This is a genomic window from Pseudomonas sp. WT-JTC (assembly GCF_056711565.1).
This window is the reverse complement of sequence record NZ_CM160042.1, coordinates 2120919-2147035: the sequence shown is the minus strand read 5'-3', so window position 1 is coordinate 2147035 and position 26117 is coordinate 2120919. Positions and strand designations below refer to the sequence as shown.

Here is a 26117-nt window from a genome sequence, read left to right as displayed (position 1 = left end):
CTCCGAATATTACGACTAGAATATTATTCTCATAATAATTTTACGCAAGTCGTGGATGTGACCGCTGGTCTGAAGAACAGTCTGGAAAGAAATGGGAGATTTGGCCAAACGCCAGACAAACAAAAGGGCCATTCAATAATTGAATGACCCTTATAAATCCCGCAAAGCGGGTAATCGTGGCGTCCCCTAGGGGACTCGAACCCCTGTTACCGCCGTGAAAGGGCGGTGTCCTAGGCCACTAGACGAAGGGGACACAAACCCTTCTATACAACTGATCAGTGCTGAGAGCTGATCGATTCAAGGCCGGTGTGGCCAGACCTTGAACTGTAAAATTGGTGGAGCTAAGCGGGATCGAACCGCTGACCTCCTGCATGCCATGCAGGCGCTCTCCCAGCTGAGCTATAGCCCCGGATTTTTCGCCTCGCGGCGGAGCGACATCTTGCAACATCGCTTCTGTAAAACTGGCGTCCCCTAGGGGACTCGAACCCCTGTTACCGCCGTGAAAGGGCGGTGTCCTAGGCCACTAGACGAAGGGGACGCAAACCCTTCTATACATCTGATCAACGCTGAGTGTTGATCGCTTCAAGGCCGGTGTGGCCAGACCTTGAAGTGTAAATTGGTGGAGCTAGACGGGATCGAACCGTCGACCTCTTGCATGCCATGCAAGCGCTCTCCCAGCTGAGCTATAGCCCCTCATCGTTGATGTCATCGCTGAGGACGGGGCGAATCTTAAGGGCGTATCGAAAGCCTGTCAAACTTATTTTTCAAAAAATTTAAAATTTTTTGCCGACATAACAATCACTTACCGCCCTCCCCCCGAAAAATCGGGGGTCTGAGGACCACTGCGCGCCCAACGACGGGCGTACACAATGGCCATCAGTCCTGCATCAAGCGTGTCAGGCGATAGCGCCCAACAGCTTTTCCCACTCTTTGTTTTCTTTCTTCGACACGCCGCCCAACAGGTCAATGGCCTGGCGCAGACGGAAACGGGTCAGGTCCGGCCCGAGAATTTCCATCGCATCAAGCACCGACACCGAACTGGCCTGGCCCGTGATCGCGGCGAACATCAGCGGCATGGCATCACGCAGCTTCAGCTCCAGGGACTCGACCACTGCCTGAATGGTCGCGGTGATGCTGTCCTTCTCCCACTGACGCAGGCTTTCGAGCTTCCACAGGATCAACTGCATCAGCTGGCGGACCTGATCGCCCGACAGCTTCTTGGATTCGAACAACTTCGCATCCGGGTTCACGCCACCGGCAAAGAAGAACCCGGCCAGCGGTGCCACCTGGCTGAAGGTTTCGACCCGGCCCTGCACGTGCGGCGCGATCTTCATCATGTAGTCGGAATTGAACGCCCACTTCTGCACGCGTGCGGCGAACTCTTCCACCGGCAGGTCACGCAGCCACTGACCGTTGAGCCACGACAGTTTCTCGATGTCGAAGATCGGCCCGCCAAGGGACACGCGCTTCAGATCGAAGTTGTCGACCATTTCCTGCAACGAAAACTTCTCGCGCTCGTCCGGCATCGACCAGCCCATGCGCCCCAGGTAGTTGAGCATCGCCTCGGGCATGAAGCCCATGCGCTCGTAGAACGTCACCGAGGTCGGGTTCTTGCGCTTGGACAGCTTGCTCTTGTCCGGGTTACGCAGCAGCGGCATGTAGCACAGTTCCGGCTGTTCCCAACCGAAGTACTCGTAAAGCAGGATCAGCTTCGGTGCCGATGGCAGCCACTCTTCGCCGCGCAATACGTGGGTGATGCCCATCAGGTGATCGTCGACCACGTTGGCCAGGAAGTACGTCGGCAGGCCGTCGGTCTTCATCAGGACTTGCATGTCCATGCGGTCCCACGGGATTTCAACGTCGCCGCGCAGCATGTCCGGCACCACGCAAACGCCTTCGCTCGGTACTTTCATACGGATGACGTGCGGCTCGCCAGCCGCCAGGCGACGGGCGACTTCTTCCTTGGACAACAGCAGCGCGCGGCCGTCGTATCGCGGGGTTTCACCGCGAGCCATCTGCTCGGCGCGCATCTGGTCCAGCTCTTCGGCGGTGCAGAAGCACGGGAAGGCGTGCCCCATGTCGACCAGTTGCTGGCAGTACTTCTGGTAAATGTCGCCGCGCTCGCTTTGACGATACGGACCGTGCGGGCCGCCGACGTCCGGGCCTTCGCTCCAGTCGATCCCCAGCCAGCGCAAGGCGTCGAAAATCTGCTGTTCGGACTCGCGGGTCGAACGCAGCTGGTCGGTGTCTTCGATCCGCAGGATGAACTCACCGCCGTGCTGCTTGGCAAAGCAGTAGTTGAACAAGGCGATGTAGGCGGTACCTACGTGGGGATCCCCGGTAGGCGATGGCGCGATGCGAGTGCGGACGGTGGTCATGGCATGTCTCGAAAAGATAAAAAGCGAAGTTCAAAGCGAACGTCAAACAAGAGGCGAATGGTAACAGGCGACACAGGCCAGGCTCCAGCGAACAGGGCATTTAAGCCAAGGTTGCGTCTGTAACGCCCGTATGGCGCGGTGAATGGCCGAATATCAGCCGATGGCATTTACCGCTTATCGGCTGTATGCCAGATTTGCCTGCTGATAACTTCTCTTACAATTTCTCGACTACAGTTTGCCCATGCCTGCCCAACTCAAGCGTCGCCTCTTCACCTTCCTGCTGATTGTCCTGTTGATTGGCGGGGGCCTGTTTGCCCACTGGTTCTTCAAGGGGCGCTTTTATGAAAGCACCGACAACGCTTATGTCCAGGGCGAGATCACCCGTGTGTCGAGCCAATTGGGCGCGCGCATCGATCGGGTGCTGGTGCAGGACAACCAGCATGTCGAGAAAGGCCAGTTGCTGATCAAACTCGAAGGCGACGACTTCCGACTCGCTGTCAACCGTGCCAGCGCGACCCTCGCCACCCGCGAGGCCGAACGCCTGCAAGCCCAGAGCAAACTGACCCAGCAGGCCAGCCTGATTGCCGCCAGCGAAGCGCAAGTTGAGTCCAGCCAGGCCAGCCTGGGTCGCTCGCAGATCGACCTCACCCGCGCCGAGACCTTGCGTAAACCCGGTTATGTCTCGGAAGAACGGGTGACCACCCTCTCCGCCGACAACCACATTGCCCGTTCGCAACTGGCCAAGGCCCAGGCGGACGCGCAAAGCCAGCGTCAGCAGGTCAACGCACTGACCGCCGAAATCAAACGCCTCGACGCGCAGATCGCCAACGCCAGGACCGACCTCGCCCAGGCGGAACTGAACCTGACCCGCAGCGAAATCCACGCGCCCATCAGCGGCCTGATCGGCCAGCGTGCAGCCCGCGAAGGCCAATTCGTGCAGGCCGGCGCCTACCTGCTGTCGATCGTGCCGGACGAAGACATCTGGATTCAGGCCAACTTCAAGGAAACCCAGATCGGCCACATGCAGCCCGGGCAGAAAGCCGAGCTGACCTTCGACGCCTACAGCGACACCCCGATCGAAGCCCGGGTCGACAGCCTGTTCGCCGCCTCGGGCGCACAGTTCAGCCTGTTGCCGCCGGACAATGCCACCGGCAACTTCACCAAAGTCGTACAACGGATTCCGGTAAAACTGACCTTCGCCGCCGATAACCCGCTGCGCGGCAAGATCCGCCCGGGCATGTCGGTGACCGCCAAGGTGAACATCAAGGACGCCCCTGACGACGTCACCACCAAAGTGAGCAGCAAAGACGCCCCTGACGATGGCCGGTGATCAACTGATCCGCCCGGCCGGCGAACCGACCCGGCGCGACTGGATTGCGGTGATGAGCGTGATGCTCGGCGCCTTCATGGCGGTGCTGGACATCCAGATCACCAACTCCTCGCTCAAGGATATCCAGGGTGCGCTGTCGGCAACCCTGGAAGAAGGTTCGTGGATCTCCACCTCGTACCTGGTGGCGGAAATCATCATGATCCCGCTCACCGCCTGGCTCGTGCAGCTGCTGTCGGCACGGCGCCTGGCGGTTTGGGTATCCCTCGGGTTTCTCGCGGCCTCCCTGCTCTGCTCCATGGCCTGGAGCCTGGAAAGCATGATCGTGTTCCGCGCCCTGCAAGGGTTTACCGGTGGCGCGCTGATTCCACTGGCGTTCACCCTGACTCTGATCAAGCTCCCTGAACACCACCGCGCCAAAGGCATGGCCATGTTCGCCATGACGGCCACCTTCGCCCCCTCCATAGGTCCGACCCTCGGCGGCTGGCTGACGGAGAACTGGGGCTGGGAATACATCTTCTACATCAACATCCCGCCCGGCCTGATCATGATCGCCGGCCTGATGTACGGTCTGGAGAAGAAACAAGCGCACTGGGAATTGCTGAAAAGCACCGACTACGCCGGCATTCTCACCCTCGGCGTCGGACTCGGCTGCCTGCAGGTGTTTCTGGAGGAAGGCCATCGCAAGGACTGGCTGGAGTCGAACCTGATCATGACCCTGGGCAGCATTGCGCTGGTCAGCCTGATCACCTTTGTGATCGTACAGTTTTCCAAACCCAATCCGCTGATCAACCTCGGCATCCTCGGCAACCGCAACTTCGGCTTGTCCAGTATTTCCAGCGTCGGGATGGGGGTCGGGCTGTACGGCTCGATCTACCTGTTGCCGCTGTACCTGGCGCAGATCCAGAACTACAACGCCCTGCAGATCGGCGAAGTGATCATGTGGATGGGCGTGCCGCAGCTGTTTCTGATTCCGCTGGTGCCCAAGCTGATGAAGTTTGTCTCGCCGAAATGGCTGTGCACGCTGGGTTTCGGGCTGTTCGGGTTGGCGAGCTTCTCTTCGGGCGTGCTGAACCCGGACTTTGCCGGGCCACAGTTCAATCAGATCCAGATCATCCGCGCCCTGGGGCAGCCACTGATCATGGTGACCATCTCGCTGATCGCCACCTCCTACATCCTGCCCCAGGATGCGGGATCGGCGTCGAGCCTGTTCAACATCCTGCGCAACCTCGGCGGGGCCATCGGCATCGCCCTGCTCGCCACGCTGCTGGATGCGCGGACCAAGGTCTACTTTGACTACCTGCGTGAATCCATCGTGCCGAGCAATCCGCAGGTGGCTGAACGCCTGGCATCGTTGACCAACACGCTGGGCAATGAAACCGCAGCACTGGGCAAGCTCAGCGAGATAGCGCATCAACAGGCGTCGATCATGGCCTATAACGATGCGTTTCATTTTGTCGGGATTGCGCTGGGGATCAGCATGGTGGCGGTGTTGCTGACCAAAAAACTGCCGGCTGGCCTCAAGGCTGGCGAAGCGCACTAGTCAGTCTTTCTTGTAGTGCCCTGACTGGCCTCTTCGCGAGCAAGTCGGATCGCCGCACCGCCGCTCCCACAGGTTTTGTAAACGCCACAGAACCTTGTGGGAGCGGGCTTGCTCGCGAAGAGGCCCGCACACTCACCACAAATCTCAGACTGTAATCAACCGCTCCCGCAACTTGCCAATCTCATCGCGCATTTGCGCTGCCGCTTCAAACTCCAGATCACGCGCCAACGCATACATCTTCTCTTCCAGGGCCTTGATACGCTTGGCAATCTCGCCCGGTGTGCGCAATTCGGCTTCGTATTTGGCATTTTCCTCGGCGGCCTTGGCCATGCCTTTGCGCTTCTTGCTGCGCGAGCCGGGCACGGTGGCGCCTTCCATGATGTCGGCAACGTCCTTGAACACGCCTTTTGGCGTGATGCCGTTAGCCAGGTTGAAGGCGATCTGCTTGTCGCGGCGACGCTCGGTTTCGCCGATCGCGCGCTCCATGGAACCGGTAATCCGGTCGGCATACAGAATCGCCCGGCCATTGAGGTTACGTGCCGCGCGCCCGATGGTCTGGATCAGCGAGCGCTCGGAACGCAGGAAGCCTTCCTTGTCGGCATCGAGGATCGCTACCAGCGAGACTTCCGGCATGTCCAGACCTTCGCGCAGCAGGTTGATGCCCACCAACACATCGAAAGTGCCGAGGCGCAGGTCGCGGATGATCTCTACGCGCTCCACGGTGTCGATGTCCGAGTGCAGGTAGCGCACGCGCACGCCGTGGTCGGCCAGGTAATCGGTCAAATCCTCGGCCATGCGCTTGGTCAGCGTGGTGACCAGCACTCGCTCTTCCAGAGCGACGCGCTTGGTGATTTCCGACAGCAAGTCGTCGACCTGGGTCAATGCCGGGCGGATCTCGATTTGCGGGTCCACCAGCCCGGTCGGACGCACCACCATGTCAATGACGCGCCCGGCGTGTTCGGCTTCATAGTTGCCGGGGGTCGCCGAGACGAAAATCGTCTGCGGGCTGATGCTTTCCCACTCATCGAAACGCATCGGCCGGTTGTCCAGGGCCGAGGGCAGGCGGAAACCGTACTCGACCAGCGTCTCTTTTCGCGAACGGTCGCCCTTGTACATGGCGCCAACCTGCGGAACGCTGACATGGGACTCGTCGATCACCAGCAAGGCATCCGGCGGCAGGTAGTCATAAAGCGTCGGCGGCGGCGCGCCGGCTTCGCGACCGGACAGATAACGCGAGTAGTTTTCGATGCCGTTGCAGTAACCCAGTTCGAGGATCATCTCCAGATCGAAACGGGTGCGCTGCTCCAGGCGCTGGGCTTCCACCAGCTTGTTGTTGGAACGCAGGTATTCCAGGCGCTCCTGCAACTCGACCTTGATGCCTTCGACAGCGTCCATCAGGGTTTCCCGTGGCGTCACGTAGTGGCTCTTCGGGTAGAAGGTGAAGCGCGGCAGCTTGCGAATGACTTCGCCGGTCAGCGGATCGAATGCCGACAGGCTTTCCACCTCATCGTCGAAGAGCTCGATGCGGATCGCTTCAAAATCGGATTCCGCCGGATGGATATCGATCACATCGCCACGCACGCGAAAGGTCGCACGGGCAAAGTCCATGTCGTTGCGGGTGTATTGCAGGTCGGCCAAGCGTCGCAGCAATTCACGCTGATCGAGCCGGTCGCCGCGATCCACGTGCAGCACCATCTTCAAATAGGTTTCCGGGCTGCCCAGACCGTAGATGCAGGACACCGTGGTGACGATGATCGCGTCCTTGCGCTCAAGCAATGCCTTGGTCGCCGACAAACGCATCTGTTCGATGTGGTCGTTGATCGAGGCGTCTTTCTCGATGAAGGTGTCCGAAGACGGCACGTAGGCTTCAGGCTGGTAGTAGTCGTAGTAGGAAACGAAATATTCCACCGCGTTGTTCGGGAAGAACGCCTTGAACTCGCCGTACAACTGCGCCGCCAGGGTCTTGTTCGGCGCCAGCACCAGGGTCGGGCGCTGCACCTGGGCGATCACGTTGGCGATGCTGAACGTCTTGCCCGAGCCGGTCACACCGAGCAGCGTCTGGTGCGCCAGCCCGGCCTCGATGCCCTCGACCATCAGGCGGATGGCTTCCGGCTGATCGCCGGCAGGCTCGAAACGGGTGACTAGCTGGAATTCAGACATTAAATACCTCTGGATCACTCTTGCCGGCCAAACCGGCATGAACGAGAAAGACCGCAAACGACCGATGTCGCCCGAGGAAAAAACTGGATTGTGCTCAATGTGGAGCCGATTGCCAGCGCTTTCAAGGCAAACGTCCTACATCGCGCAAAACCTTTGCCGACGCCATTCGACTAACGGTCGCAAAATAATCGGAAAAACTTACCTTAAAAGCCGAATCGCCTGTCGCCATTGATCGCGGATGGCCTCTATACTAGCTCCCCGTTTGTGCACCGCTCTAGTGCATTCGGCTGGAGCGCGACACGTCCCTCCACTCTCCATTCAGAGCCGCCGCAATAATGAGCCTGTTCTCCGCTGTCGAAATGGCACCACGCGATCCAATCCTGGGCCTCAACGAAGCATTCAACGCCGATACCCGCACCAACAAAGTCAACCTGGGGGTCGGTGTTTACTGCAACGAGGAGGGGCGAATTCCACTCCTGCGCGCCGTTGTCGAAGCCGAAACCATTCGTGCCGCTCAACACGTTTCCCGTGGCTACTTGCCAATCGACGGCATCGCCGCCTACGACCAGGCTGTGCAGAAATTGCTGTTCGGCAAAGATTCGCCGCTGATCGCCGCCGGCCGTGTGATCACCACCCAGGCCGTTGGCGGTACTGGCGCCCTGAAAATCGGTGCTGACTTCCTCAAGCAACTACTGCCGAACGCCGTTGTGGCGATCAGCGACCCGAGCTGGGAAAACCACCGCGCCCTGTTCGAAACCGCCGGTTTCCCGGTGCAGAACTACCGTTACTACGACGCTGCCACCCACGACGTGAACCGTGCCGGCATGCTGGAAGACCTGAACGCGCTGCCAAACGGCTCGATCATTGTGCTGCACGCCTGCTGCCACAACCCGACCGGCGTGGACCTGAGCCCGGCGGACTGGAAAAACGTGCTGGACGTGGTTAAAGCCAAAGGCCACGTGCCATTCCTCGACATGGCGTATCAAGGTTTCGGCGATGGCATCGACGAAGACGCCGCGGCCGTGCGCCTGTTTGCCGAGTCGGGTCTGACTTTCTTCGCTTCCAGCTCGTTCTCCAAGTCGTTCTCGCTGTACGGCGAGCGCGTGGGTGCCCTGTCGATCGTCAGCGAATCGAAAGAAGAAAGCGCGCGCGTGCTGTCGCAAGTCAAACGCGTGATCCGCACCAACTACTCCAACCCGCCGACCCACGGTGCCAGCGTTGTCGCTGCGGTGCTGAACAGCCCGGAACTGCGCGCCCAGTGGGAAGCCGAACTGGCCGAAATGCGCCTGCGCATTCGTGGCATGCGTACCCAGATGGTCGACCTGCTGGCACAAAAAGCGCCGCAGCGCGATTTCAGCTTCGTCGGTCGTCAGTGTGGCATGTTCTCCTACTCCGGCCTGAGCGTTGAACAGGTTCACCGTCTGCGCAACGAGTTCGGCATCTACGCCCTGGACACCGGCCGCATCTGTGTGGCCGCGCTGAACCAGAGCAACATCAAGGTTGTGACGGACGCTATCGTCCAAGTCATCTGATGACGCCTTGAAATGAAAAACGGGAAGCCTTTGGGCTTCCCGTTTTTTATTTGTCACAGATAATTCTCAACACAACGACCCAGCCCTCTAAACTCCACACAAGTCAAATGTGGGAGCGGGCTTGCTCGCGAAGACGGCAGCACATTCAATACTTGTACAACCTGACCCACCGCTTTCGCGAGCAAGCCCGCTCCCACAGGATTTATGTACCAAGCATTCCCGAGAACCCACATGAAAAACGATGACCTGCGCGCCGACCGCGATGACCTGGATGACCTGGATCACTTCATCCCCCGCGCCCCGACAAAACGTGGCAACAACCTGGTAATGCAAGTCGCTGCCGGTGTATTCCTCGGCGGCCTGGCCCTGTGGCTGGTGCAATTGGGTGCCACGGCGCTCTACGCCAAACTGATGCTTGGCACGATTACCTTCGGCGGTTAAGCCAGTTCGCTCGCACGCTGGCTGGCAGCGTCGTCGTAGGCGACATACAGCGATTCCGCGACCTGGCTCTTGATCGCTTTAGTGCTTTCCAGGCCCAGGACGAAGCCTTCGGCCTTGCCACCCGCGCGGTTCAATGCTTCAGCGGTGCCGGCCTGAGTGATGGCGTCGAACAACTTTTCGGCGTGAGGGCCGACACCTTTGGGCAGGCTGATCTGAGAGATGCTCATGGGTACACCCCATGGTGTAGAGGTGTGAGGGTCAAATGATTCATGGCGCGTACCTTTTCGGCGAATGGCCGGCAGCGCGTGTCACCACTTCCGGGCGGCCATGGTAGACCTCTGGGGCGATCCTGGTAACCGCCAATCGCCGCCAAACCACCGTCCGTCCCGATGATTCACTCAAATTGTTATTCGATGCTTGACTTCTCTTTTTGAATCAGTAAGATACGCGCCATTCCGCGATAGCTCAGTTGGTAGAGCAAGTGACTGTTAATCACTGGGTCCCTGGTTCGAGTCCAGGTCGTGGAGCCAGACGCAACATCGAAGAGCCCCTGAATCGAAAGATCCAGGGGCTTTTTTGTGGCCGATTGAAAAGCCAACTCCTGAAAAGCAAAAAGCCGATCTGTCTATTCAACAGATCGGCCCTTTTCAGTTGCCGTGAACGTCAGACGTGTTCACTGCTTTTGACGTGCACCGCCCGTGGTTCTGCCACGCCGTGTTCCGAATCCAGCACCGGAATCTCCTTGCCGTCGCAATCGTGCAGTTTACCGTCGCTGAAATAGTCCCCTTCACGCAACGCTGCCAGATCCTGATAACGCAGCACCCGCTCGGTACCGGCCGCAAAGACCGATTGCTGGTCGGAGTTACCGGCAGTGAGATGGTTGAAGGTCAGGTTCAGCACGATGGCCATGATCGCCGAAGAGCTGATGCCCGAATGGAAAATGGTCGCGAACCAGCTTGGGAAGTGATCGTAGAAGTTCGGCGCCGCGATCGGGATCATGCCGAAGCCGATGGAGGTGGCGACAATGATCAGATTGACGTTGTTGCGGTAGTCGACCTTGGACAGGGTCCGAATGCCGCTGGCCGCAACGGTGCCAAACAGCACGATGCCGGCGCCACCCAGTACGGAGGTCGGCACGGCGGCGATGACCCGGCCCATGAATGGCAGCAGGCCGAGGATCACCAGGAACAGACCGCCGGTTGCCACCACATAGCGGCTCTTGATGCCGGTGACCGCCACCAGCCCGACGTTCTGGGCAAAGGCGCTTTGGGTGAAGGAACCGAAAATCGGCGCGAACATGCTCGACAGCATGTCGGCGCGCAGACCGTTGCCCAGGCGCTTGGAGTCAACCTTGGTGCCGATGATCTCACCGACGGCAAGGATATCCGCCGAAGTCTCCACCAGCGTCACCATCACCACGATGCACATCGACAGGATCGCAGCGAAGTGGAAGGTCGGCATGCCGAAGTGGAACGGCGTCGGGAAGCCGAACATCGGGCCCTGGGTCACGGATGAGAAATCCGCCATGCCGAGGAACACCGCGATGATCGTGCCGATGACCATGGCCAGCAGAATCGACAGACGGGAGATGGTCGCACTGCCGATTTTGCTCAGCAGCAGCACCAGCACCAGTGTCACCGCCGCCAGGCCGATATTCGCCATGCTGCCGAAGTCCGGCGCGTGACTGTTGCCGCCCATGGCCCAGCGCGCGGCTACCGGCATCAGCGTCAGGCCGATGGTGGTAATCACGATGCCGGTCACCAGCGGCGGGAAAAACCTGGTGATGCGCGAGAACACCGGTGTTATCAGCAATCCGATCAGGGACGCCGCTATGACCGCGCCCAGCACCGACTGAAACCCGCCCTCCCCGCCACTGCTGACAATCGCCACCATGGTCGCGACGCCAGAGAAGGACACGCCCTGCACCAGCGGCAACTGACAACCAAAAAACGGTAAACCCAGGGTTTGCAGCAGCGTTGCCAGCCCCCCCGCAAACAATGAAGCAGCAATCAACAAACCGATGTCCGCCGGCGAGAGCCCGGCCGCCTGGCCGATAATCAATGGCACCGCGACGATACCGCCATACATGGTTAGAACATGTTGCAGGCCATAAGCCATATTCGCGCCGATCCCAAGATTTTCGTCCTCGGGCCGTTGGTGTGAAACATGGGGCGTTTTCATGGTAGGGGGTTCCCTGGTTTTTGTTATGCGCACACTGTATGCAATAGTCAGGACAAATGTCTATAGAGTTGTATACAACTTATCAGTCACAAAATGGATACCTGTCCATTTCCCCTGGTTGCCACAAGCGCAGCCCCCGCCTGAAACCTTGAAACACATCCCTTCCCGGGCAACCCCTGTTGCTGACTAGTCTTTTCGGCTCCTGGCGCTCATCAGCAAAGCCACCTCTTTCACATACATATAAAGTATGCATAATGAAGTCATTCGAGATTCAGTTCCACAAGGCAAAGAACGCAGCCAACAAACTCAAGCACCAAGGCATCAGCCTCGCAGAGACCGAACCGGTATTCCATGACGAACGAGCGCTGACCCTCGAGGACAACCACCATGATGAACAACGCTGGATCACCATGGGGCTGGATGCCAAAGGCCGTTTGCTGGTCGTCGCGTACACCTGGCGCGATCCGAATTTCGTTCGAATCATTTCCGCGCGCATCGCCACCAAAAGCGAACGCCGTCAGTACCTGGAGGCATGACCGATGAAAGACCAATACGATTTCAGTAACGCCAAACGCGGGGCCGTGGCGCCCGCCAAAGGCAAGACCCGCATTACCATCATGCTCGATGACGCCGTCATCGAAGCCGCCCGGGCACTGGCAGAAAACGAGGGGTACGGCTACCAGACGGCGATCAACAATACGTTGCGCCGAGCCCTGCTCAACGAAGCCAAGCCTGCACAGCTAAAACCAACAATCACCCCTGCCGAACTCAAGGGCCTGGAGCAGAAACTGGCAGAGGCCTTGAGTGAAATTCAGCGGGTGATGGAGCCGGGAGTTCGGCCCTGAAACGTAAAGGGCTGATCGATCGGATCAGCCCTTGGCGATGTGACGTATTCGATCGGCCCGCTATTGCGGCGCTGCGATCAAGCGTTCCAGGGTCCGCACCAACTGCGCCTGTTCCGGTACGCGAATGCCGAACTCGCTGTCCAGCAAGCCAATCAATTCCTGCACATCCGTCACCTCTCGCCGCTCGCTGTCATGGCCAATCCGGTGAATCGCGAAGCTGCCGTTATTGAGCGTACGGCGCCACCCCTCCCCGGTGCGCGCCACCATCAGTTGTTTGGCGAAAGTCGACTCAGGGTGGGTCGAGACGTACCAGTTGCCCACGGCAAAATCGATGTCTTCCTGGCGTTGCAGGTCGAAGATGTACATCGCTCGCCATTCACCCGCAACATTGGCGCGCAGGGTAAAGCCGTCGACGTGCAGGTCGATGCGATACGGCTCGTGAGGAGTGAGTTGTTCGGCGCGGGAATCGAGCAACAGTGGCGCGGTCGGCACCATGCCACCGAAGCCGACGTCGGTGATGTAGCGTACGTCGTCGATGATGACCAGGCTCAGGCGATGGGTCCGGGCAGTCCAGGCCCCCTCCGGCTGGCCCATCACCACCCGGCCACTGATGGCACGGGCGTCGAAACCCAACGATTGAAGCAAGACCAGGAACAGATTGTTGAGTTCGTAGCAGTAGCCGCCACGACCATCGTGCAAGACCTTCTGTTCGATGGACGGCAAGTCGATCAGCACCGGTTCGCCGGATAATGTGGTGAGGTTTTCAAACGGAAAAGCGCCGGTATGGCGCAGTTGCAGTTGGCGCAAGGTGTCCAGGGTCGGTGCCGGGGGCGCATCGAAGCCCAGGCGTTGCAGATACAAAGCACGGTCAGTCAGGCGTGGCTCGCTCATCGTTCAATCCTTTTGCACGCAAGCGGCGGATTGCTCCGCCAGTGGCCGCTATGTATACGGGATCAGGCACTGCCGCCGACAATTGATTTAGCCAATCACCCGGCATGAAAAACTCAACGCGGCTTGTGCGAATCCAACTGCGCCCCCTTCGCACCAACATCAGGTAACGACTCATCCCAGGAGACGACCATGATGAACATCAGAATGACTTCGCTGCTCTTGGCGGGATTGTTGTCGGCAACGCCCCTGGCTGCGTTTGCGGCGTCCGGCGATGGCGCTGGCGCTGGCACGACCAACACGACATCGGGCGCAACCCGCAACTCAACCATGCTGCCAGACAACAAAAGGCCCAGCGCCCCTTCGGGCGACTACAGCCGCGGTCAAGGCTCCAGCTCGTCAATCGGCACCACCGGCGTCAATGGTCCGGGCAGTGGCGCGGGCGGTGGCACCGGCGCCCCCGGCGGCGGAACCGGTGGCGCCGGTGGCGGGACGGGCAGCTGGACAGGCAAAAGCAGCCAATGACAGGCAGTCGTTGGCTGCTTCTTGTCGTCTGCGGTCTACATCGGCTGGACCGCCGGCGGGTTCCATTTGCCATTCAGCGCCTCGGCTTTCGGGCCGTACAAGCGCATGGTCAGGTTGAACGGCCCCTTGGGCGCCGGCAGCCAGTTGGCCTCAAGATCCTTGCCGGGGCTTTCGTTCTGGAAATAGAGGTCCAGCGAGCCATCGGCGTTGCCCTTGAACGGCATCCAGCTACTGACCGCAAAACGATTGAGTGAATTGGCGATCTGGAAGCCTTCCGGGTCATACAGGGTGATCGACCAGAAGGCGTTCACCGGCGGCGTCTCACCCTTGTTGAAATGCAGCACGTATTTGTTTGCTCCGTCGAGCGGCTTGCCGTTGCTGTCGCCGATGTTCAACGGATAAATCGCGTCCTCGGGCAGGTTGGCACCGAGTCCCACCTGCGTAACGATGGCGCGCTTGAGGTAGTAGTTGCCATAGACGCCCATGGTGTCGGTGTTCATCGACCAGCCATTGACCTCCCGCGCCAGGGTCGGCACTTTCCAGGTCATCAGCGCCTGCGCATCCTGGGGCACCGTTTGTAGCGCGGCCTGGATTTGCGGATCCAGCGCGTCCATGTCGAACGGCTTGCCAGCTTCGATTCCAAGACGCTTGATCTGCGACAGCATGGGCTGGTCGGTGCTGTGCGGCGGGTTCACCTTCAGCAGGTCGGCAGCGTAGGTGAAGTAGTTGGCAGCCGACATGGAGTCGACCTGAATCTTCGGCGGCGTCTTCATGTCCACCGCCGGGTCGATTTTCACGGTGACGGCTTCAGGCTCCTTACCCAACCGGGACAACGGCGTCACCGTGTAGCCAGCCTGGATCTTGTGCACCGCCGCGTAATCCGCCGCACCGTCCGTCTTGGTACGGCCGATGACCCAGACAAACGGGGTTGGCGCCGGCAGGTGATTCATCCCGGCGGGCACGGTGCCGGACCACCCCGGCGGCGTCACCAGGAATTGCCCGGCCTCGGTGCCCGTGGTGCGCCAGCCCGGCGAAGCGAACACATCCGTCCACATATCGAGCATCGGCAACAGGTAGAAACGCCCTTCGGTATCCGGCGCGGCGATCACCAGCGGTTCGTTGGTCAAGTCCAGCCAGGCAATCGAATACAGTGTGTCGAAGTTAGAGCGCACCACCCCTTTGAATTCGGCAGGCGGGTACTGCGGCACACTAACAAACATGTTCATCGGGCCTTTGCCGAACTCCTTGCCCGGCTCGATGTTGGTGAATTGCTTGCGGGTAATGTCCATGCTCAACAGCGGGTAAAAATAGATGTAGGCATCCACGCCGATCGCATGAGCTTCTTCGGCGGTGATTTTCGATTGCGCGTGGCTGGCCAGCGGGAAAATGGCAGCCGCTGCGACGGTCAAAGCAACGGCTGTCAATGTTTGAGGTATCAACATGTTGGCGATCGTCCGTACGAAGGGGAGTCTGCCGGATTCGACAGAACTTACGAAACTCTAGACGATCAATTCCGCCAGGCCCGAGAGACGGACAACCGGCAGGAGGAACACTTCAGCGATCGGAACGCATCAACGCCTCGACACCGCCGGCCATCGACAACGTTGCCACACGGTTTCGCCCCGAATGCTTGGCTTGATACAACGCCGCATCCGCCCGCTCGACAAACACGTTCATGCTGTCACGCCCCGACGGCACGAACGAATAGCAACCCAGGCTGACCGTCACGTAACCGTTGGGCGAGCCGGTGTGACTGATGCTCTTGTCGATGACGCTGCGGCGGATCTGCTCGGCAATCGTCATGGCGCCGTGGATGTCGGTGTCGGGCAGCAGCACCGCAAACTCTTCACCGCCGTAACGCACCGCCAGATCGGCCTTGCGGTGGCAGCAACTCTTCAGCGCGCGTGCCACTTCGGCCAGGCAGTGATCCCCCACCACGTGGCCGTAGGTGTCGTTGTAGCGCTTGAAGTAATCGATATCGAGCATGATCAGGCTCAAGGGGCTCGCCTGCCGGGCGCCGCGCCCGAACTCGACGTCCAGCGCCCGCTCGAACAAGCGGCGGTTGGCCAGCCCGGTCAGGCTGTCGTGGGTGGCGATCAGTTCCAGCGCTTCCTGGGCCCTGCGCAAATCCGACTCGACCCGCTCGCCCACACGCACCTGATGAATGAACACCCAACCGAACAACCCCACGCCCACTAACACCAGGGCAACGATGAGACTGGAGCGAAACGCCGTGTCATACCAGCCCGCGAGAATGGAATCGGTGGACGACGCGGCGGTGACCACCAGCGGATACGCCTCCAGCTGTCGGTAACCGTACATCCGTGTCACACCATCGATGATGGACGTGAACGTCGCATTGCCGGAGGTGGCCAGTGGCAGCGACTTCTGGAAAATCTCGCTCTGGGCCAGCGACGTGCCGATCTGCGCCTCTACAAAAGGTCGACGCGCCAATAGCGTGCCATCGGTCAAGCCGAGAAACATCGAGCCGTTGTCGTCGAGGCTGAAGCTTTTGAAGAACTGGTCGAAGTACGACATCTTGATGCCGGCCAGCAATACGCCCTGGAAATGGCCGTTCCTGTCGTTGACCCGTTTGGAAATCGGAATGATCCACTCACCGTTTTCCCGACTGCGGATAGCCGGGCCGATATGCGCCACCGACGATACGTTCTGCTGGTGATACTTGAAGTACTCGCGATCCGCGACGCCGGGCCCCCGGGGCAGGTTTTCAAACGAGGTCACCACCCACTGGCCCTTCTGGTCGAACAGCAGGATGCCGTGCAGTTGATCCAGGGCCAGCACTCGCCGGGCGAAGGTCTGCTGCAAGCGCGGCAGTTGATCCGGGCCGAAACCGTCGACTTGAATCCAGTCCACCAGGCTGGTCAGCACCAGGTCGGCCTTCATGAAGGTGTCTTCGGCTTGCTGCGCCATGGCCCGCGTCAGGTTCGAAGACGCCACTTGCGCCAGGCTCAGGTCATGGCGACGGGACTGTTCCAGTTGCAGGTAGAGCAAACCGCACAGGCACAGGCACACCGTGGCAATGAACAGTACCGCGGCCTTGCGCAGCGGCAGACGTTTCAATGCGACGCCTGGGGCGTGGTCCGGGTCGTTAAAGCGTGTGGGCAAAAGTTCATCCTGTCGGGGCAAGGCATGGGCAACGACCCAAAGCCCTCAGTCTTCTTGGGGCCTAGTTTACGGGGTTATCCATGACAAATGGGCGATCACTTGCCCGGTGGTTACACTTGCCCGGTGGTGCTGCAAACATGACCCAGGGCAGCACTGCCTGCGCGCCAACGAGCTACGATTAGAATGACATCAATACAGGGAATCGACATGAGCAAGGCAGACGAGCTCGCGGCAAAATTGAAACAAACACGGCTTGCCGGCGCGGATCAGGCGATCGATACCTGGCCGGGCCAAGTCTACGAACTGTATCACCGGATAGAGGGCTGGCTGCAGCCCTTGACCGAAGTTGGCCTGGTCCTGCGGCGCAACCCCACCCATGTGATCGAGATTTGCCCGACCCGGGGCACTTACCGCTATGCCATCGACCAGCTGGTAATCTCCGGAAACGCCCACAGCCTTACCTTTGACCCGGTTGCGCGCTTCACAGCCGATGGCGAGGGACGGATCGAAATTCACTCACAAACCAACGAGTTCGCCCTGTTGCGCACCGTGGACGAACGCGGTGAAACACACTGGTGGCTACAAACGATCGAACAGGCCACAGCGCAGCTGGACGCGGTGGCGCTGACGGAAACCGATCTGCTGGCAGTGGTGCAGCAAGGATTGGCGCTTTAGGGAGTTTGCCGAACGGCCTGGTAATACCTGTAGGAGCGAGCTTGCTCGCGATGGTCGTTAACGATGACGCGTGCTTACTGACTAAACGCAGCGCTCTCGAGTCCATCGCGAGCAAGCTCGCTCCTACAGTATTAGCCCATGGGCGTCCGTTTTCAGCATTAGCCCATAGCCGCCCGTTTTCAGCATTACGCTCCATAGGCGCCCGTTTCCAGTCTTCCGTTATAGCTTGTTCTGCCCTGTCACCATCAGCGGTATCTCTGCACGACGCAAGTCCAGGGCCGGCAACTTCACAGGCTGACTCAAGCCCTGCAACACCCTGGCATCGTAATCATAAATGTCGGGCTTGAATGTCACCCGCCCGTCAACGCTCAGGTCCACGGTCCAATAGGCCAACAGCACCGGCACTTTCACCGGTAGCACGATGTTCTCGGTCCTGCCATTGGCCAACTGCTTCTGAATGCCGGCGCTGTTCCAGCGCACCGGGTCGTTGAACAACAACTCGACCAGTTGCAACGGGTTTTCCACGCGGATGCAGCCTGAACTGGTGGCCCGAACCGTTTTCGCAAACAGTTCGCGGTGCGGCGTGTCATGCAGGTAAATCGCATAGTCGTTGGGGAAGCGGATCACCACCTGCCCCAGCGAGCTGTCAGGCCCGGCATCCTGACGCAGGTGGATGCCTCGCGGGTTACTCCAGTCAACGCTCGACGGATCGAGCTCATTGCCTTCGCGATCGAACACGCGAATCCGGTTGGCCGCCAGATAACCCGGATCGTTCTGGACTTTCGGAATCACATCCTGCTTGAGGATGGTCGGCGGCACGGTCCAGGTCGGGTTGAACGTGACGTAGGTGATTTCGGCCTGGAACACCGGCGTACTGCGCACCGGTTTACCGACTTGCACCCGCGAACGCCAGATCGGCAGGCCGTCGCGGTACATCGCCACCTTGTATCCGGCGATATCAACGATCACGAACGTGCCCTGAAGCTTGTACAACAGCCAGCGGGCACGCTCCATGTTGACCCGCACCTGATCGATCCGCGCCTCGACCGGCACGTTCAGCGCCGCCAGCGTCGCCGCCCCCGCCACGCCATCGGCTCCCAGGTATTGCTCGGCCTGGTATTTCTTCACCGCGGCAACGACCTTGTCGTCGTAACCGGTTTTTTTCGACAGGTGCGGGTTCAGGTAACCGCCCGCCACCAGGCGCGCACGCAATTGGGCGACAGCCACCCCGTCCATGCCGGGCTTGAGCGATTGCCCTTCGGTGACTTTCGGCCAGCCGCCCGCATCACGGACCTGGCGCAACCGGGCCAGGCCTTCACGCAAGTTGCGGTAAATCTCTTCCTGAGGAGGCGCCTCGGCGAATGCGCGTGCCACGTCATGGGTATCGAGGGCGGCGAACAGGTTGTTCATGTCCTCGCGGGCGCCGCCGGCTGGGTCGAAGTTCCAGTGAATGTCCAGCCGCGACGGATCGACCTTGCCCCGTCGCAGTTGCAGCAGTGCGGTGATGAACGTGCGGGTGGCCGCCATGTCGAACATCGCCCGTTGCGCCGTGGAAGGCGCGGCGGCCATCAGCGATTGATGGGCCTGGGCGAGTTCGGAGATGCGGAAATCCGCCGGATTCAGGCCGTCGATCCGGGTGTCTTCGAGGCTCTTGAGTAACTGGGCCACATCACGGTCGTCCGTCCACGCCGCGCGATAGTTGCGATGCATATAGAAATCCAGCACCACCCGGCTGACATCCACACGCTGATGGCGCCTGGACGTGAGCAACGGCGGAAAGGCCGAACGCAGCGGTTCCAGCGTCGCCTGAATCGCCTGGCCGACCGCGTCGTCGGGGGCCGCGGCATCGATTGTGCTGCTCGCCGCAGATACCGGCTCAATCGGCGAAGTTTGCCCAATCGCCGCACCGCTGATCAGAAAGCCCATAAAAAATATGCGGCTTATGACGAATGACCTTGTTAACTGCACCATGGATAATCCTTAATCCCCCGTTTCAAGCGGCCAACTTTCCGCTCGCTGCTAGACTCGAAATTATCATGATGAGACCCGACTATGGCGCTAAACCGCTTTGGCCTTTTATTTGCCATTTTACTGACGTGCCTTTCAGTAACGTCAGCCTACGCCGATTCGCTTGAAAACGCGCTGGTCAAAGCAGCGCCAGGCGCCGACGCCAAAGTGATTGCCCTGGCCGTTCGCGCCACTCAATGCAGCCGCGCCCAGGGTATCGCCCCAGCCCAAAGGCTGGCAGTGATCGATTATTCCCTGCCCTCGACCGAACAACGCCTGTGGGTATTCGACCTTAAACGACGCAAGTTGCTGTTTCACGAACTGGTCGCCCATGGCCGCAACAGCGGCGAAAACATGGCCACGCTGTTCTCCAACCGCAACGAAAGCCACGCCACCAGCCTCGGCCTGTTCCGCACACAAGAGAGCTACCTCGGCCAGAACGGTTACTCGCTGCGCATGGAAGGCCTGGAGCCCGGCTTCAACGATAACGCCTATGACCGGGCCATCGTCATCCACGGCGCGCCCTATGTCAGCCCGGTGCTGGCCCGCGCCAACGGGCGGATTGGCCGCAGCCTGGGTTGCCCGGCCGTGAGACCGGCGATTGCCCATCGGCTGATCGATTCGATGAAGGACGGGCAGTTGTTGTTTTCCTACTACCCGGACCAGCGCTGGTTGAAATCGTCTTCCTACATCAACTGCGGCAGCGACACTGTGGCCTCAAGGGAAAAGTCCACTTCACGCCAGTAAGCAACGCCCCCACCTGTCAAAACTGTAATCCCCGCCTCAGCCTGCTGAAAGGCACCGCCCGCTAGCCTCGTCGACAAGTTCAACAGGCTGACGGGCGGAACACACGGCATGCACTCCCACACTTCAAGACGCACCTTCGTCAAAGGGCTGGCCATCGGCGGGCTCTTCGGCGGCCTCGGGTTATGGCGCACGCCGGTCTGGGCGCTCAACAGTCCCGGCGAACCACAGGTGTTGGCCGGTAACGATTTCGACCTGTTCATCGGCGAATCCCCGGTCAACTTCACCGGGCAGCCACGCACCGCGATGACCATCAACGGCGGCATTCCCGGCCCGCTGTTGCGCTGGCGCGAAGGCGATACGGTGACGCTGCGGGTGCGCAACAAGCTCAAGGACAGCACGTCGATTCACTGGCACGGCATCCTGCTGCCAGCCAACATGGACGGCGTGCCGGGGCTGAGCTTCAAGGGCATCGAGCCGGGCGGCCTGTACGTCTACCAGTTCATCGTGCGGCAGAACGGCACCTACTGGTATCACAGCCATTCGGGGCTTCAGGAGCAATCCGGCGTCTACGGTCCGCTGGTGATCGACGCCAAGGACCCGGAGCCATTCCAGTACGACCGCGACTACGTGGTGATGCTCAGCGACTGGACCGACGAAGACCCGGTCGGCCTGATGAAGACCCTGAAAAAACAGTCCGATTACTACAACTTCAACAAACGCACCGTGGGCGACTTCATCCACGACGTCAGCGAAAAAGGCTGGGGGCCGACCGTCGCCGATCGCAAAATGTGGGCCGGGATGAAGATGAACCCCACTGACCTGGCGGACGTCGGCGGCGCCACTTACACCTACCTGTTGAACGGCCAGGCACCGGACACGAACTGGACCGGAGTGTTCCGCCCGGGGGAAAAGCTGCGGCTGCGCTTCATCAACGGCTCGGCCATGACCTACTTCGACGTGCGCATCCCCGGCCTGAAAATGACCGTGGTCGCCGCCGATGGCCTGCACGTCAAACCGGTGAGCGTCGACGAGTTTCGCATTGCCGTGGCGGAAACCTTCGACGTCATCGTCGAACCGACCGAAGCGGCCTACACCCTGTTCGCCCAGGCGATGGATCGCACCGGCTACGCACGGGGCACCCTGGCGGTGAAGACCGGACAGGTTGCGCCGCTGCCACCACTGGACCCGCGCCCCCTGGTGACCATGGATGACATGGGCATGGGCGGCATGGACCACGGCAGCATGGCGGGCATGGATCACAGCACCATGGCCATGGGCGACATGCCCGGCATGCAGGCCCACCCTGCCTCGGAAAGCGACAACCCGCTGGTGGACATGCAAGCCATGTCCACCTCGCCGAAACTCGACGACCCCGGCATGGGCCTGCGCAACAACGGTCGTCGCGTCCTCACCTATTCCGACCTGCGCAGCACCTTCGACGACCCCGACGGCCGCGAGCCCGGCCGCACCCTGGAACTGCACCTGACCGGGCACATGGAAAAATTCGCCTGGTCGTTCAACGGCGTGAAGTTCTCCGATGCACAGCCGCTGCGCCTCAAGTACGGCGAGCGACTGCGGATCGTGCTGGTCAACGACACGATGATGATGCACCCCATCCACCTGCATGGAATGTGGAGCGACCTCGAGGACGAGAACGGCCAGTTCATGGTGCGCAAACACACCATCGACATGCCACCGGGTTCCCGGCGCAGCTATCGGGTCACTGCCGATGCGCTCGGCCGCTGGGCCTATCACTGCCATCTCCTGTACCACATGGAAATGGGCATGTTCCGTGAAGTTCGCGTGGAAGAATGAGGCGCACCCCATGATTCGATTCACCCCGTTTTTTTTCGCCCTCGCGACCTCGACGGCGATGGCCGCCAGCGATGACATGCAAGGCATGGATCACAGCCAGATGGACCACGGCCAGATGCAAGGCATGGATCACAGCCAGATGCAAAGCATGGACGAAGGCCAGATGCAGCCCGCCGCGCCCAGTGAAAGTCGCACGCCGATTCCGCGGCTGACCGATGCCGATCGCGCTGCGGTGTATGCCGATCCCGCCGGTCACCACGTACATGACAACACGCTCAATTCGTTTTTCCTCGCCGACAAACTGGAATGGCAGGACGCCGATGATGGCAGCACCCTGGCCTGGGATTTGTCCGGTTGGGTCGGCGGTGACATTGATCGCCTGTGGCTGCGCTCCGAAGGCGAACGCAGCAACGGCGTGACCGAAGACGCGGAAATCCAGGCCCTGTGGGGCCACGCCATTTCCCCCTGGTGGGACGTCGTCAGCGGCGTGCGCCAGGACTTCAAGCCCGGCGCCCCGCAAACCTGGGCCGCGCTCGGCGTGCAAGGCATGGCGCTGTACAACTTCGAAGCCGAAGCCACAGCCTTCATTGGCGAAGGCGGCCAGAGCGCCGTGCGGCTGGAGGGCGACTACGACATCCTGCTGACCAATCGGCTGATCCTGCAGCCGACCGTCGAACTCAACGCCTACGGTAAAAACGATCCGCAACGGGGCATCGGCGCGGGGCTGTCCAACACAGAAGCCGGCCTGCGCCTGCGCTACGAAATCCGCCGGGAAATCGCACCCTACCTCGGCGTCACCTGGGACCGCACCTACGGCAACACCGCCGACTTTGCCAACGACGAAGGCGAGGACCGCAGCGAAGCACGCCTGGTGCTCGGCATTCGGCTGTGGTTCTGAACAGATTCACCTCAAACCAACAACAACCGCTTCAAGCGGTAAAGGACCTTGCATGCGCCTCATCAAACCCACCACCGTCGCCATCGCGCTGATCACTGGCCTGCTCATGAGCACCCTCGCTCAAGCGCATCCCAAACTGCTCTCCTCCACTCCGGCGGAAGGCGTCGAAGGTGCGTCACCCGACAAGATCGAACTGCACTTTTCCGAAAACCTCGTCACTCAGTTTTCCGGCGCAAAACTGCTGATGACCGAAATGTCCGGCATGGCCCACGCCCCGATGCCGGTCAAGGCCAAAGTCAGCGGCGGCGGTGATCCGAAGACCATGTTCATCATGCCGACAGCACCCTTGACTGCCGGCACTTACAAGGTCGAATGGCGCGCGGTGTCGTCGGACACCCACCCGATCACCGGCAACGTCACGTTCAAAGTGAAATGATCGATGAGCGAATCGGCCAACGTCGTGCTGCGGTTTGTGTTGTATGTGGATTTGATGCTGTTGTTTGGCGTGGCGTTGTTCGGGCTTTTCAGCTTTAAAGGACAGGAACGGCTATCCGGGACGGTGCTGCCGTTTCGCCGATTGTTGACGGGAACAGCCGGGCTCGGCGCGCTGCTGTCCTTCGCTGGCATGGTACTGATGGTCCGCGCCATGAGCGGCGAATCAGACATTGCCGAGTTGCGCCCTCACATCGAGATGATGCTGCTGGAAACAGACGTCGGATTGGCCTGGGCCGTGCGGATGATTGCATTGACGGTCGCGGGATTGGCCTTGATGCTCAACCCGCGCGCACCCGGCATCAGCCTGGTGATCGCCGCCACTGCCGGCGGCATCGCCCTTGCCAGCCTGGCCTGGAGCGGGCATGGCGCCATGGACGAAGGCGGTCGCCGTTTCTGGCACTTTGCAGCGGACATCCTGCACCTGTTGGCGGCGGGCGCCTGGCTCGGGGCGTTGCTGGCGTTTGCCCTGATGGCTAAAACTCGCGCCCTGCAATCGCCAGCAAACATTCGCTTGCTGGCTCGCGCAGTCAGGCGATTTGAACTTGTTGGTGCCTTGATCGTTGTGATCATCACCGTGACGGGCGTGGTGAACTACCTGTTCATCGTAGGACCGAAACTCGATGAGGTTTTATTCGGCCACTACGGAATTTTGCTGGCGATCAAAGTGCTGCTGTTTGCCGGGATGCTGGTGCTGGCGGCATTGAACCGCTTTCATCTTGGGCCCCTGCTGGAGCGGTCGTTGCGAGAGGGCCAATATCGCGTGGCGGCCCTTGCCCTTCGGCGCAGCGTGGTAGTCGAGATGGCTGCTGCGGTATTGATTGTGGGGTTGGTGGCATGGTTGGGGACATTGAGCCCGGAAGGGGAATGAGCAATCTTCAGGGGGACGTTGATTTTTCACACCGGTGAAAGATTCACTACACTCCCCCGCTTCAACCCCACACCAGCACAAAAGCCCGATAACAATGAAAAACAGCACAAGAGCAATGATGCTCGGCGGCCTGCTCGCACTCTCCCTTGGCGCCCAGGCAGAACCTTCGCATCTGGACAGCGTCATGCAACAGGGACAACTGCGCGTTTGCACCACCGGCGACTACAAGCCCTACACCTTCAAAGCCGAGAACGGCGAGTATTCCGGCATCGACATCGCCATGGCCCGCACCCTGGCCGAAAGCCTGGGCGTCAAGGTCGAGTGGGTGCCCACCACCTGGAAAACCCTGATGCCCGACTTGCTCGCCGGCAAGTGCGACATCGCCATGGGCGGCATCTCGGTCACCCTGGAACGGCAGAAAAAAGCCTTCTTCAGCACCGCCCTGGACGTCGATGGCAAAATCCCGCTGGTGCGCTGCGAAGACCAGGCGCTGTACCAGACCGTCGACCAGATCAACCAGCCCTCGGTTCGCCTGGTCGAACCTGCCGGCGGCACCAACGAGGCGTTCGTCCACGCCTACCTGCCCCTGGCGCAATTGCAGCTTCGCGACAACATCAGCATTTTTCAGCAACTGCTGGATAAAAAAGCCGACGTGATGATCACCGATGCATCGGAGGCGCTGTATCAGCAGAAGCTCAAACCGGGTCTGTGCGCAGTCAACCCGACGCACTACATGCAATACGGCGAAAAAGCCTACCTGCTGCCCCGGGACGACATCACCTGGAAACAGTACGTCGACCAGTGGCTGCACCTGGCCAAGGCTACGGGCAACTACCAGAAGATTCTGCGGCAGTGGCTGGCCGTGCCCGGCGCGAAATAACCGATCGTTGTTTCCCGCACAAAAAAGGGCGCTCCCAGAGGAGCGCCCTTCTTCATTGCGGTTCCCGTATCAGTCGTCGTGCAGCAAACCCGAGCCGTATTCGCCGAAGCTATTGCCGAGCGCACTGCCATGGAAATTCATCTTGCCGGGGTTGCTGCTGGTCGGCCCCGGACCAAAGCCGGCTGGCTGCACGGAGTCGACCGAATAATCGCTACGGGAGCTCACGCCCGAACAGGCGCTCAACAACAAAGCACCGGCGATCAGCGAAACTTTGACGAGGTTTGCGATCATTTTTCTACTCCTGTGGATTGAGGCGCGGGGACATGACATTTGGCGGTCATCCTATGCCTCGTCTGTGCCGGGGATCATGAAATTTTGTGGGGCGACAGCGTTGGTTCAGGAAACGTGTGCACCTGGCGATATTTCACCCCCACTGCCTTGCGGATCGACATTGTCCAATGTTCGATTCACTAACAACTCCCCCACCACAGCCAGTTGCTGAATCGACAACGCCAGACTGAAGACCACTACACCCCGAACAGATTGAAAACGAGAGGTAAAGGTTCCAGCACCGTGACACCCTTCCCCCCATAGCTTAAAATCCGCGCCTTTAAGCGACCTATCAACATGCCTCGTTCGGTGCCCTGTACACAGTTGTCCGACACCTGGTTGCTGGTAGAGCCTGATGGCCCACTTTACATGAGCGGTAATGCAGTTCATGTGTTCGGTGGCCGGTTCCCTGAGGATTACCAATCGGTTGGCATATGGCATCCCCCCCTCTGCACG

Annotated in this window: 23 protein-coding genes, 5 tRNA genes and 1 pseudogene; 15 read left to right on the top strand and 14 right to left on the bottom strand. The window is 60.1% G+C overall.

What is annotated here, in order from left to right; translation table 11 throughout:
- Positions 1–177: 177 nt before the first annotated feature.
- The 5 genes from AC06G5_RS09750 to gltX all read right to left on the bottom strand — a co-directional run bounded on the left by AC06G5_RS09750 (position 178) and on the right by gltX (position 2378).
- Positions 178–253 (bottom strand) — tRNA-Glu (locus AC06G5_RS09750).
- 80 nt (positions 254–333) lie between these two features.
- Positions 334–409, bottom strand: a tRNA-Ala gene (locus AC06G5_RS09745).
- A gap of 53 nt (positions 410–462) precedes the next feature.
- Positions 463–538: transfer RNA gene (locus AC06G5_RS09740), tRNA-Glu, on the bottom strand.
- Between the two features lie 79 nt (positions 539–617).
- Positions 618–693: transfer RNA gene (locus AC06G5_RS09735), tRNA-Ala, on the bottom strand.
- Between the two features lie 203 nt (positions 694–896).
- Positions 897–2378, bottom strand: coding sequence for a glutamate--tRNA ligase (gene gltX, locus AC06G5_RS09730; RefSeq protein WP_413705325.1), 1482 nt, complete (start codon positions 2376–2378; stop codon positions 897–899).
- 241 nt (positions 2379–2619) lie between these two features.
- On the opposite strand from gltX, the gene AC06G5_RS09725 reads away from it, so the two are divergent.
- Together AC06G5_RS09725 and AC06G5_RS09720 are read left to right on the top strand one after the other, a co-directional pair.
- Complete coding sequence (locus AC06G5_RS09725) at positions 2620–3708, top strand: HlyD family secretion protein (RefSeq protein WP_480459332.1); 1089 nt, start codon at positions 2620–2622, stop codon at positions 3706–3708.
- Positions 3698–5248: an MDR family MFS transporter gene (locus AC06G5_RS09720; protein ID WP_480459331.1), complete on the top strand. Its 1551-nt coding sequence runs from the start codon at positions 3698–3700 to the stop codon at positions 5246–5248. Before AC06G5_RS09725 ends, AC06G5_RS09720 begins: the two co-directional genes overlap by 11 nt.
- Before the next feature lie 144 nt (positions 5249–5392).
- On the opposite strand, the gene uvrB is transcribed toward AC06G5_RS09720, so the two are convergent.
- Positions 5393–7408, bottom strand: coding sequence for an excinuclease ABC subunit UvrB (gene uvrB, locus AC06G5_RS09715; RefSeq protein ID WP_413421544.1), 2016 nt, complete (start codon positions 7406–7408; stop codon positions 5393–5395).
- A 335-nt stretch (positions 7409–7743) separates the two neighbouring features.
- Here uvrB and AC06G5_RS09710 point away from each other — a divergent pair, with 335 nt between their 5' ends.
- Together AC06G5_RS09710 and AC06G5_RS09705 are read left to right on the top strand one after the other, a co-directional pair.
- The gene (locus tag AC06G5_RS09710; RefSeq protein WP_413421543.1) at positions 7744–8940 is read left to right on the top strand and encodes an amino acid aminotransferase; all 1197 of its coding nucleotides are present in this window, start codon (positions 7744–7746) and stop codon (positions 8938–8940) included.
- Between the two features lie 231 nt (positions 8941–9171).
- On the top strand, positions 9172–9381 hold the full coding sequence (locus tag AC06G5_RS09705; protein WP_046038165.1) for a hypothetical protein: 210 nt from the start codon (positions 9172–9174) through the stop codon (positions 9379–9381).
- Here the strand turns inward: AC06G5_RS09705 and AC06G5_RS09700 are convergent.
- Positions 9378–9608, bottom strand: a complete 231-nt coding sequence (locus tag AC06G5_RS09700) for a hypothetical protein (RefSeq protein WP_108217803.1) — start codon at positions 9606–9608, stop codon at positions 9378–9380. The two genes, AC06G5_RS09705 and AC06G5_RS09700, sit on opposite strands and share 4 nt — an antisense overlap.
- Before the next feature lie 227 nt (positions 9609–9835).
- Here AC06G5_RS09700 and AC06G5_RS09695 point away from each other — a divergent pair.
- Positions 9836–9911: transfer RNA gene (locus AC06G5_RS09695), tRNA-Asn, on the top strand.
- Between the two features lie 133 nt (positions 9912–10044).
- Here the strand turns inward: AC06G5_RS09695 and AC06G5_RS09690 are convergent.
- Positions 10045–11562, bottom strand: a complete 1518-nt coding sequence (locus AC06G5_RS09690) for a nucleobase:cation symporter-2 family protein (protein ID WP_413421540.1) — start codon at positions 11560–11562, stop codon at positions 10045–10047.
- A gap of 254 nt (positions 11563–11816) precedes the next feature.
- Here AC06G5_RS09690 and AC06G5_RS09685 point away from each other — a divergent pair, with 254 nt between their 5' ends.
- Both AC06G5_RS09685 and AC06G5_RS09680 read left to right on the top strand, forming a co-directional pair.
- On the top strand, positions 11817–12098 hold the full coding sequence (locus tag AC06G5_RS09685) for a BrnT family toxin (RefSeq protein WP_413421538.1): 282 nt from the start codon (positions 11817–11819) through the stop codon (positions 12096–12098).
- 3 nt (positions 12099–12101) lie between these two features.
- Positions 12102–12407, top strand: a complete 306-nt coding sequence (locus AC06G5_RS09680; protein ID WP_413421536.1) for a BrnA antitoxin family protein — start codon at positions 12102–12104, stop codon at positions 12405–12407.
- A gap of 60 nt (positions 12408–12467) precedes the next feature.
- Here the strand turns inward: AC06G5_RS09680 and AC06G5_RS09675 are convergent, their stop codons facing one another.
- Complete coding sequence (locus AC06G5_RS09675) at positions 12468–13298, bottom strand: arylamine N-acetyltransferase family protein (RefSeq protein ID WP_480459328.1); 831 nt, start codon at positions 13296–13298, stop codon at positions 12468–12470.
- Positions 13299–13487: 189 nt separating this feature from the next.
- Between AC06G5_RS09675 and AC06G5_RS09670 the strand changes: the two genes are divergently transcribed.
- On the top strand, positions 13488–13820 hold the full coding sequence (locus AC06G5_RS09670) for a hypothetical protein (RefSeq protein WP_480459327.1): 333 nt from the start codon (positions 13488–13490) through the stop codon (positions 13818–13820).
- A gap of 35 nt (positions 13821–13855) precedes the next feature.
- Here the strand turns inward: AC06G5_RS09670 and AC06G5_RS09665 are convergent, their stop codons facing one another.
- Both AC06G5_RS09665 and AC06G5_RS09660 read right to left on the bottom strand, forming a co-directional pair.
- Positions 13856–15262: a DUF1254 domain-containing protein gene (locus tag AC06G5_RS09665; RefSeq protein WP_413421530.1), complete on the bottom strand. Its 1407-nt coding sequence runs from the start codon at positions 15260–15262 to the stop codon at positions 13856–13858.
- A 112-nt stretch (positions 15263–15374) separates the two neighbouring features.
- Complete coding sequence (locus AC06G5_RS09660) at positions 15375–16946, bottom strand: sensor domain-containing diguanylate cyclase (RefSeq protein WP_413421528.1); 1572 nt, start codon at positions 16944–16946, stop codon at positions 15375–15377.
- Between the two features lie 207 nt (positions 16947–17153).
- On the opposite strand from AC06G5_RS09660, the gene AC06G5_RS09655 reads away from it, so the two are divergent.
- On the top strand, positions 17154–17621 hold the full coding sequence (locus AC06G5_RS09655; RefSeq protein ID WP_413421526.1) for a hypothetical protein: 468 nt from the start codon (positions 17154–17156) through the stop codon (positions 17619–17621).
- Positions 17622–17840: 219 nt separating this feature from the next.
- Here the strand turns inward: AC06G5_RS09655 and AC06G5_RS09650 are convergent, their stop codons facing one another.
- The gene (locus AC06G5_RS09650; protein ID WP_480459326.1) at positions 17841–19592 is read right to left on the bottom strand and encodes a L,D-transpeptidase family protein; all 1752 of its coding nucleotides are present in this window, start codon (positions 19590–19592) and stop codon (positions 17841–17843) included.
- A gap of 81 nt (positions 19593–19673) precedes the next feature.
- Here AC06G5_RS09650 and AC06G5_RS09645 point away from each other — a divergent pair, with 81 nt between their 5' ends.
- The 6 genes from AC06G5_RS09645 to AC06G5_RS09620 all read left to right on the top strand — a co-directional run bounded on the left by AC06G5_RS09645 (position 19674) and on the right by AC06G5_RS09620 (position 25331).
- Entirely contained in the window at positions 19674–20375 is a 702-nt protein-coding gene (locus AC06G5_RS09645) for a murein L,D-transpeptidase catalytic domain family protein (protein ID WP_413421523.1), read from the top strand.
- Positions 20376–20483: 108 nt separating this feature from the next.
- A complete protein-coding gene (locus AC06G5_RS09640; protein WP_480459325.1) occupies positions 20484–22190 on the top strand; it encodes a copper resistance system multicopper oxidase in 1707 nt (568 codons plus the stop codon).
- Positions 22191–22200: 10 nt separating this feature from the next.
- Positions 22201–23088: a copper resistance protein B gene (locus tag AC06G5_RS09635; RefSeq protein ID WP_480459324.1), complete on the top strand. Its 888-nt coding sequence runs from the start codon at positions 22201–22203 to the stop codon at positions 23086–23088.
- A gap of 52 nt (positions 23089–23140) precedes the next feature.
- A complete protein-coding gene (gene copC / locus AC06G5_RS09630) occupies positions 23141–23524 on the top strand; it encodes a copper homeostasis periplasmic binding protein CopC (RefSeq protein WP_480459323.1) in 384 nt (127 codons plus the stop codon).
- Between the two features lie 3 nt (positions 23525–23527).
- A complete protein-coding gene (gene copD, locus AC06G5_RS09625) occupies positions 23528–24451 on the top strand; it encodes a copper homeostasis membrane protein CopD (RefSeq protein ID WP_413705328.1) in 924 nt (307 codons plus the stop codon).
- 118 nt (positions 24452–24569) lie between these two features.
- Positions 24570–25331: a transporter substrate-binding domain-containing protein gene (locus AC06G5_RS09620; RefSeq protein ID WP_480459874.1), complete on the top strand. Its 762-nt coding sequence runs from the start codon at positions 24570–24572 to the stop codon at positions 25329–25331.
- 69 nt (positions 25332–25400) lie between these two features.
- Here AC06G5_RS09620 and AC06G5_RS09615 read toward each other — a convergent pair whose 3' ends face one another.
- On the bottom strand, positions 25401–25622 hold the full coding sequence (locus AC06G5_RS09615) for a hypothetical protein (protein WP_413421516.1): 222 nt from the start codon (positions 25620–25622) through the stop codon (positions 25401–25403).
- Positions 25623–25727: 105 nt separating this feature from the next.
- Positions 25728–25850, bottom strand: a pseudogene (locus AC06G5_RS09610) (DUF6124 family protein); the annotation flags it as partial.
- Positions 25851–26117 lie beyond the last annotated feature (267 nt).

Excerpts from the sequence above, each read along its gene's own strand:
- gltX (WP_413705325.1), bottom strand. The coding sequence starts at position 2,378 with ATGACCACCGTCCGCACTCGCATCGCGCCATCGCCTACCGGGGATCCC.
- AC06G5_RS09725 (WP_480459332.1), top strand. The coding sequence starts at position 2,620 with ATGCCTGCCCAACTCAAGCGTCGCCTCTTCACCTTCCTGCTGATTGTC.
- AC06G5_RS09720 (WP_480459331.1), top strand. The coding sequence starts at position 3,698 with ATGGCCGGTGATCAACTGATCCGCCCGGCCGGCGAACCGACCCGGCGC.
- uvrB (WP_413421544.1), bottom strand. The coding sequence starts at position 7,408 with ATGTCTGAATTCCAGCTAGTCACCCGTTTCGAGCCTGCCGGCGATCAG.
- AC06G5_RS09710 (WP_413421543.1), top strand. The coding sequence starts at position 7,744 with ATGAGCCTGTTCTCCGCTGTCGAAATGGCACCACGCGATCCAATCCTG.
- AC06G5_RS09705 (WP_046038165.1), top strand. The coding sequence starts at position 9,172 with ATGAAAAACGATGACCTGCGCGCCGACCGCGATGACCTGGATGACCTG.
- AC06G5_RS09700 (WP_108217803.1), bottom strand. The coding sequence starts at position 9,608 with ATGAGCATCTCTCAGATCAGCCTGCCCAAAGGTGTCGGCCCTCACGCC.
- AC06G5_RS09690 (WP_413421540.1), bottom strand. The coding sequence starts at position 11,562 with ATGAAAACGCCCCATGTTTCACACCAACGGCCCGAGGACGAAAATCTT.
- AC06G5_RS09685 (WP_413421538.1), top strand. The coding sequence starts at position 11,817 with ATGAAGTCATTCGAGATTCAGTTCCACAAGGCAAAGAACGCAGCCAAC.
- AC06G5_RS09680 (WP_413421536.1), top strand. The coding sequence starts at position 12,102 with ATGAAAGACCAATACGATTTCAGTAACGCCAAACGCGGGGCCGTGGCG.
- AC06G5_RS09675 (WP_480459328.1), bottom strand. The coding sequence starts at position 13,298 with ATGAGCGAGCCACGCCTGACTGACCGTGCTTTGTATCTGCAACGCCTG.
- AC06G5_RS09670 (WP_480459327.1), top strand. The coding sequence starts at position 13,488 with ATGATGAACATCAGAATGACTTCGCTGCTCTTGGCGGGATTGTTGTCG.
- AC06G5_RS09665 (WP_413421530.1), bottom strand. The coding sequence starts at position 15,262 with ATGTTGATACCTCAAACATTGACAGCCGTTGCTTTGACCGTCGCAGCG.
- AC06G5_RS09655 (WP_413421526.1), top strand. The coding sequence starts at position 17,154 with ATGAGCAAGGCAGACGAGCTCGCGGCAAAATTGAAACAAACACGGCTT.
- AC06G5_RS09650 (WP_480459326.1), bottom strand. The coding sequence starts at position 19,592 with ATGGTGCAGTTAACAAGGTCATTCGTCATAAGCCGCATATTTTTTATG.
- AC06G5_RS09645 (WP_413421523.1), top strand. The coding sequence starts at position 19,674 with ATGGCGCTAAACCGCTTTGGCCTTTTATTTGCCATTTTACTGACGTGC.
- AC06G5_RS09640 (WP_480459325.1), top strand. The coding sequence starts at position 20,484 with ATGCACTCCCACACTTCAAGACGCACCTTCGTCAAAGGGCTGGCCATC.
- AC06G5_RS09635 (WP_480459324.1), top strand. The coding sequence starts at position 22,201 with ATGATTCGATTCACCCCGTTTTTTTTCGCCCTCGCGACCTCGACGGCG.
- copC (WP_480459323.1), top strand. The coding sequence starts at position 23,141 with ATGCGCCTCATCAAACCCACCACCGTCGCCATCGCGCTGATCACTGGC.
- copD (WP_413705328.1), top strand. The coding sequence starts at position 23,528 with ATGAGCGAATCGGCCAACGTCGTGCTGCGGTTTGTGTTGTATGTGGAT.
- AC06G5_RS09620 (WP_480459874.1), top strand. The coding sequence starts at position 24,570 with ATGCTCGGCGGCCTGCTCGCACTCTCCCTTGGCGCCCAGGCAGAACCT.
- AC06G5_RS09615 (WP_413421516.1), bottom strand. The coding sequence starts at position 25,622 with ATGATCGCAAACCTCGTCAAAGTTTCGCTGATCGCCGGTGCTTTGTTG.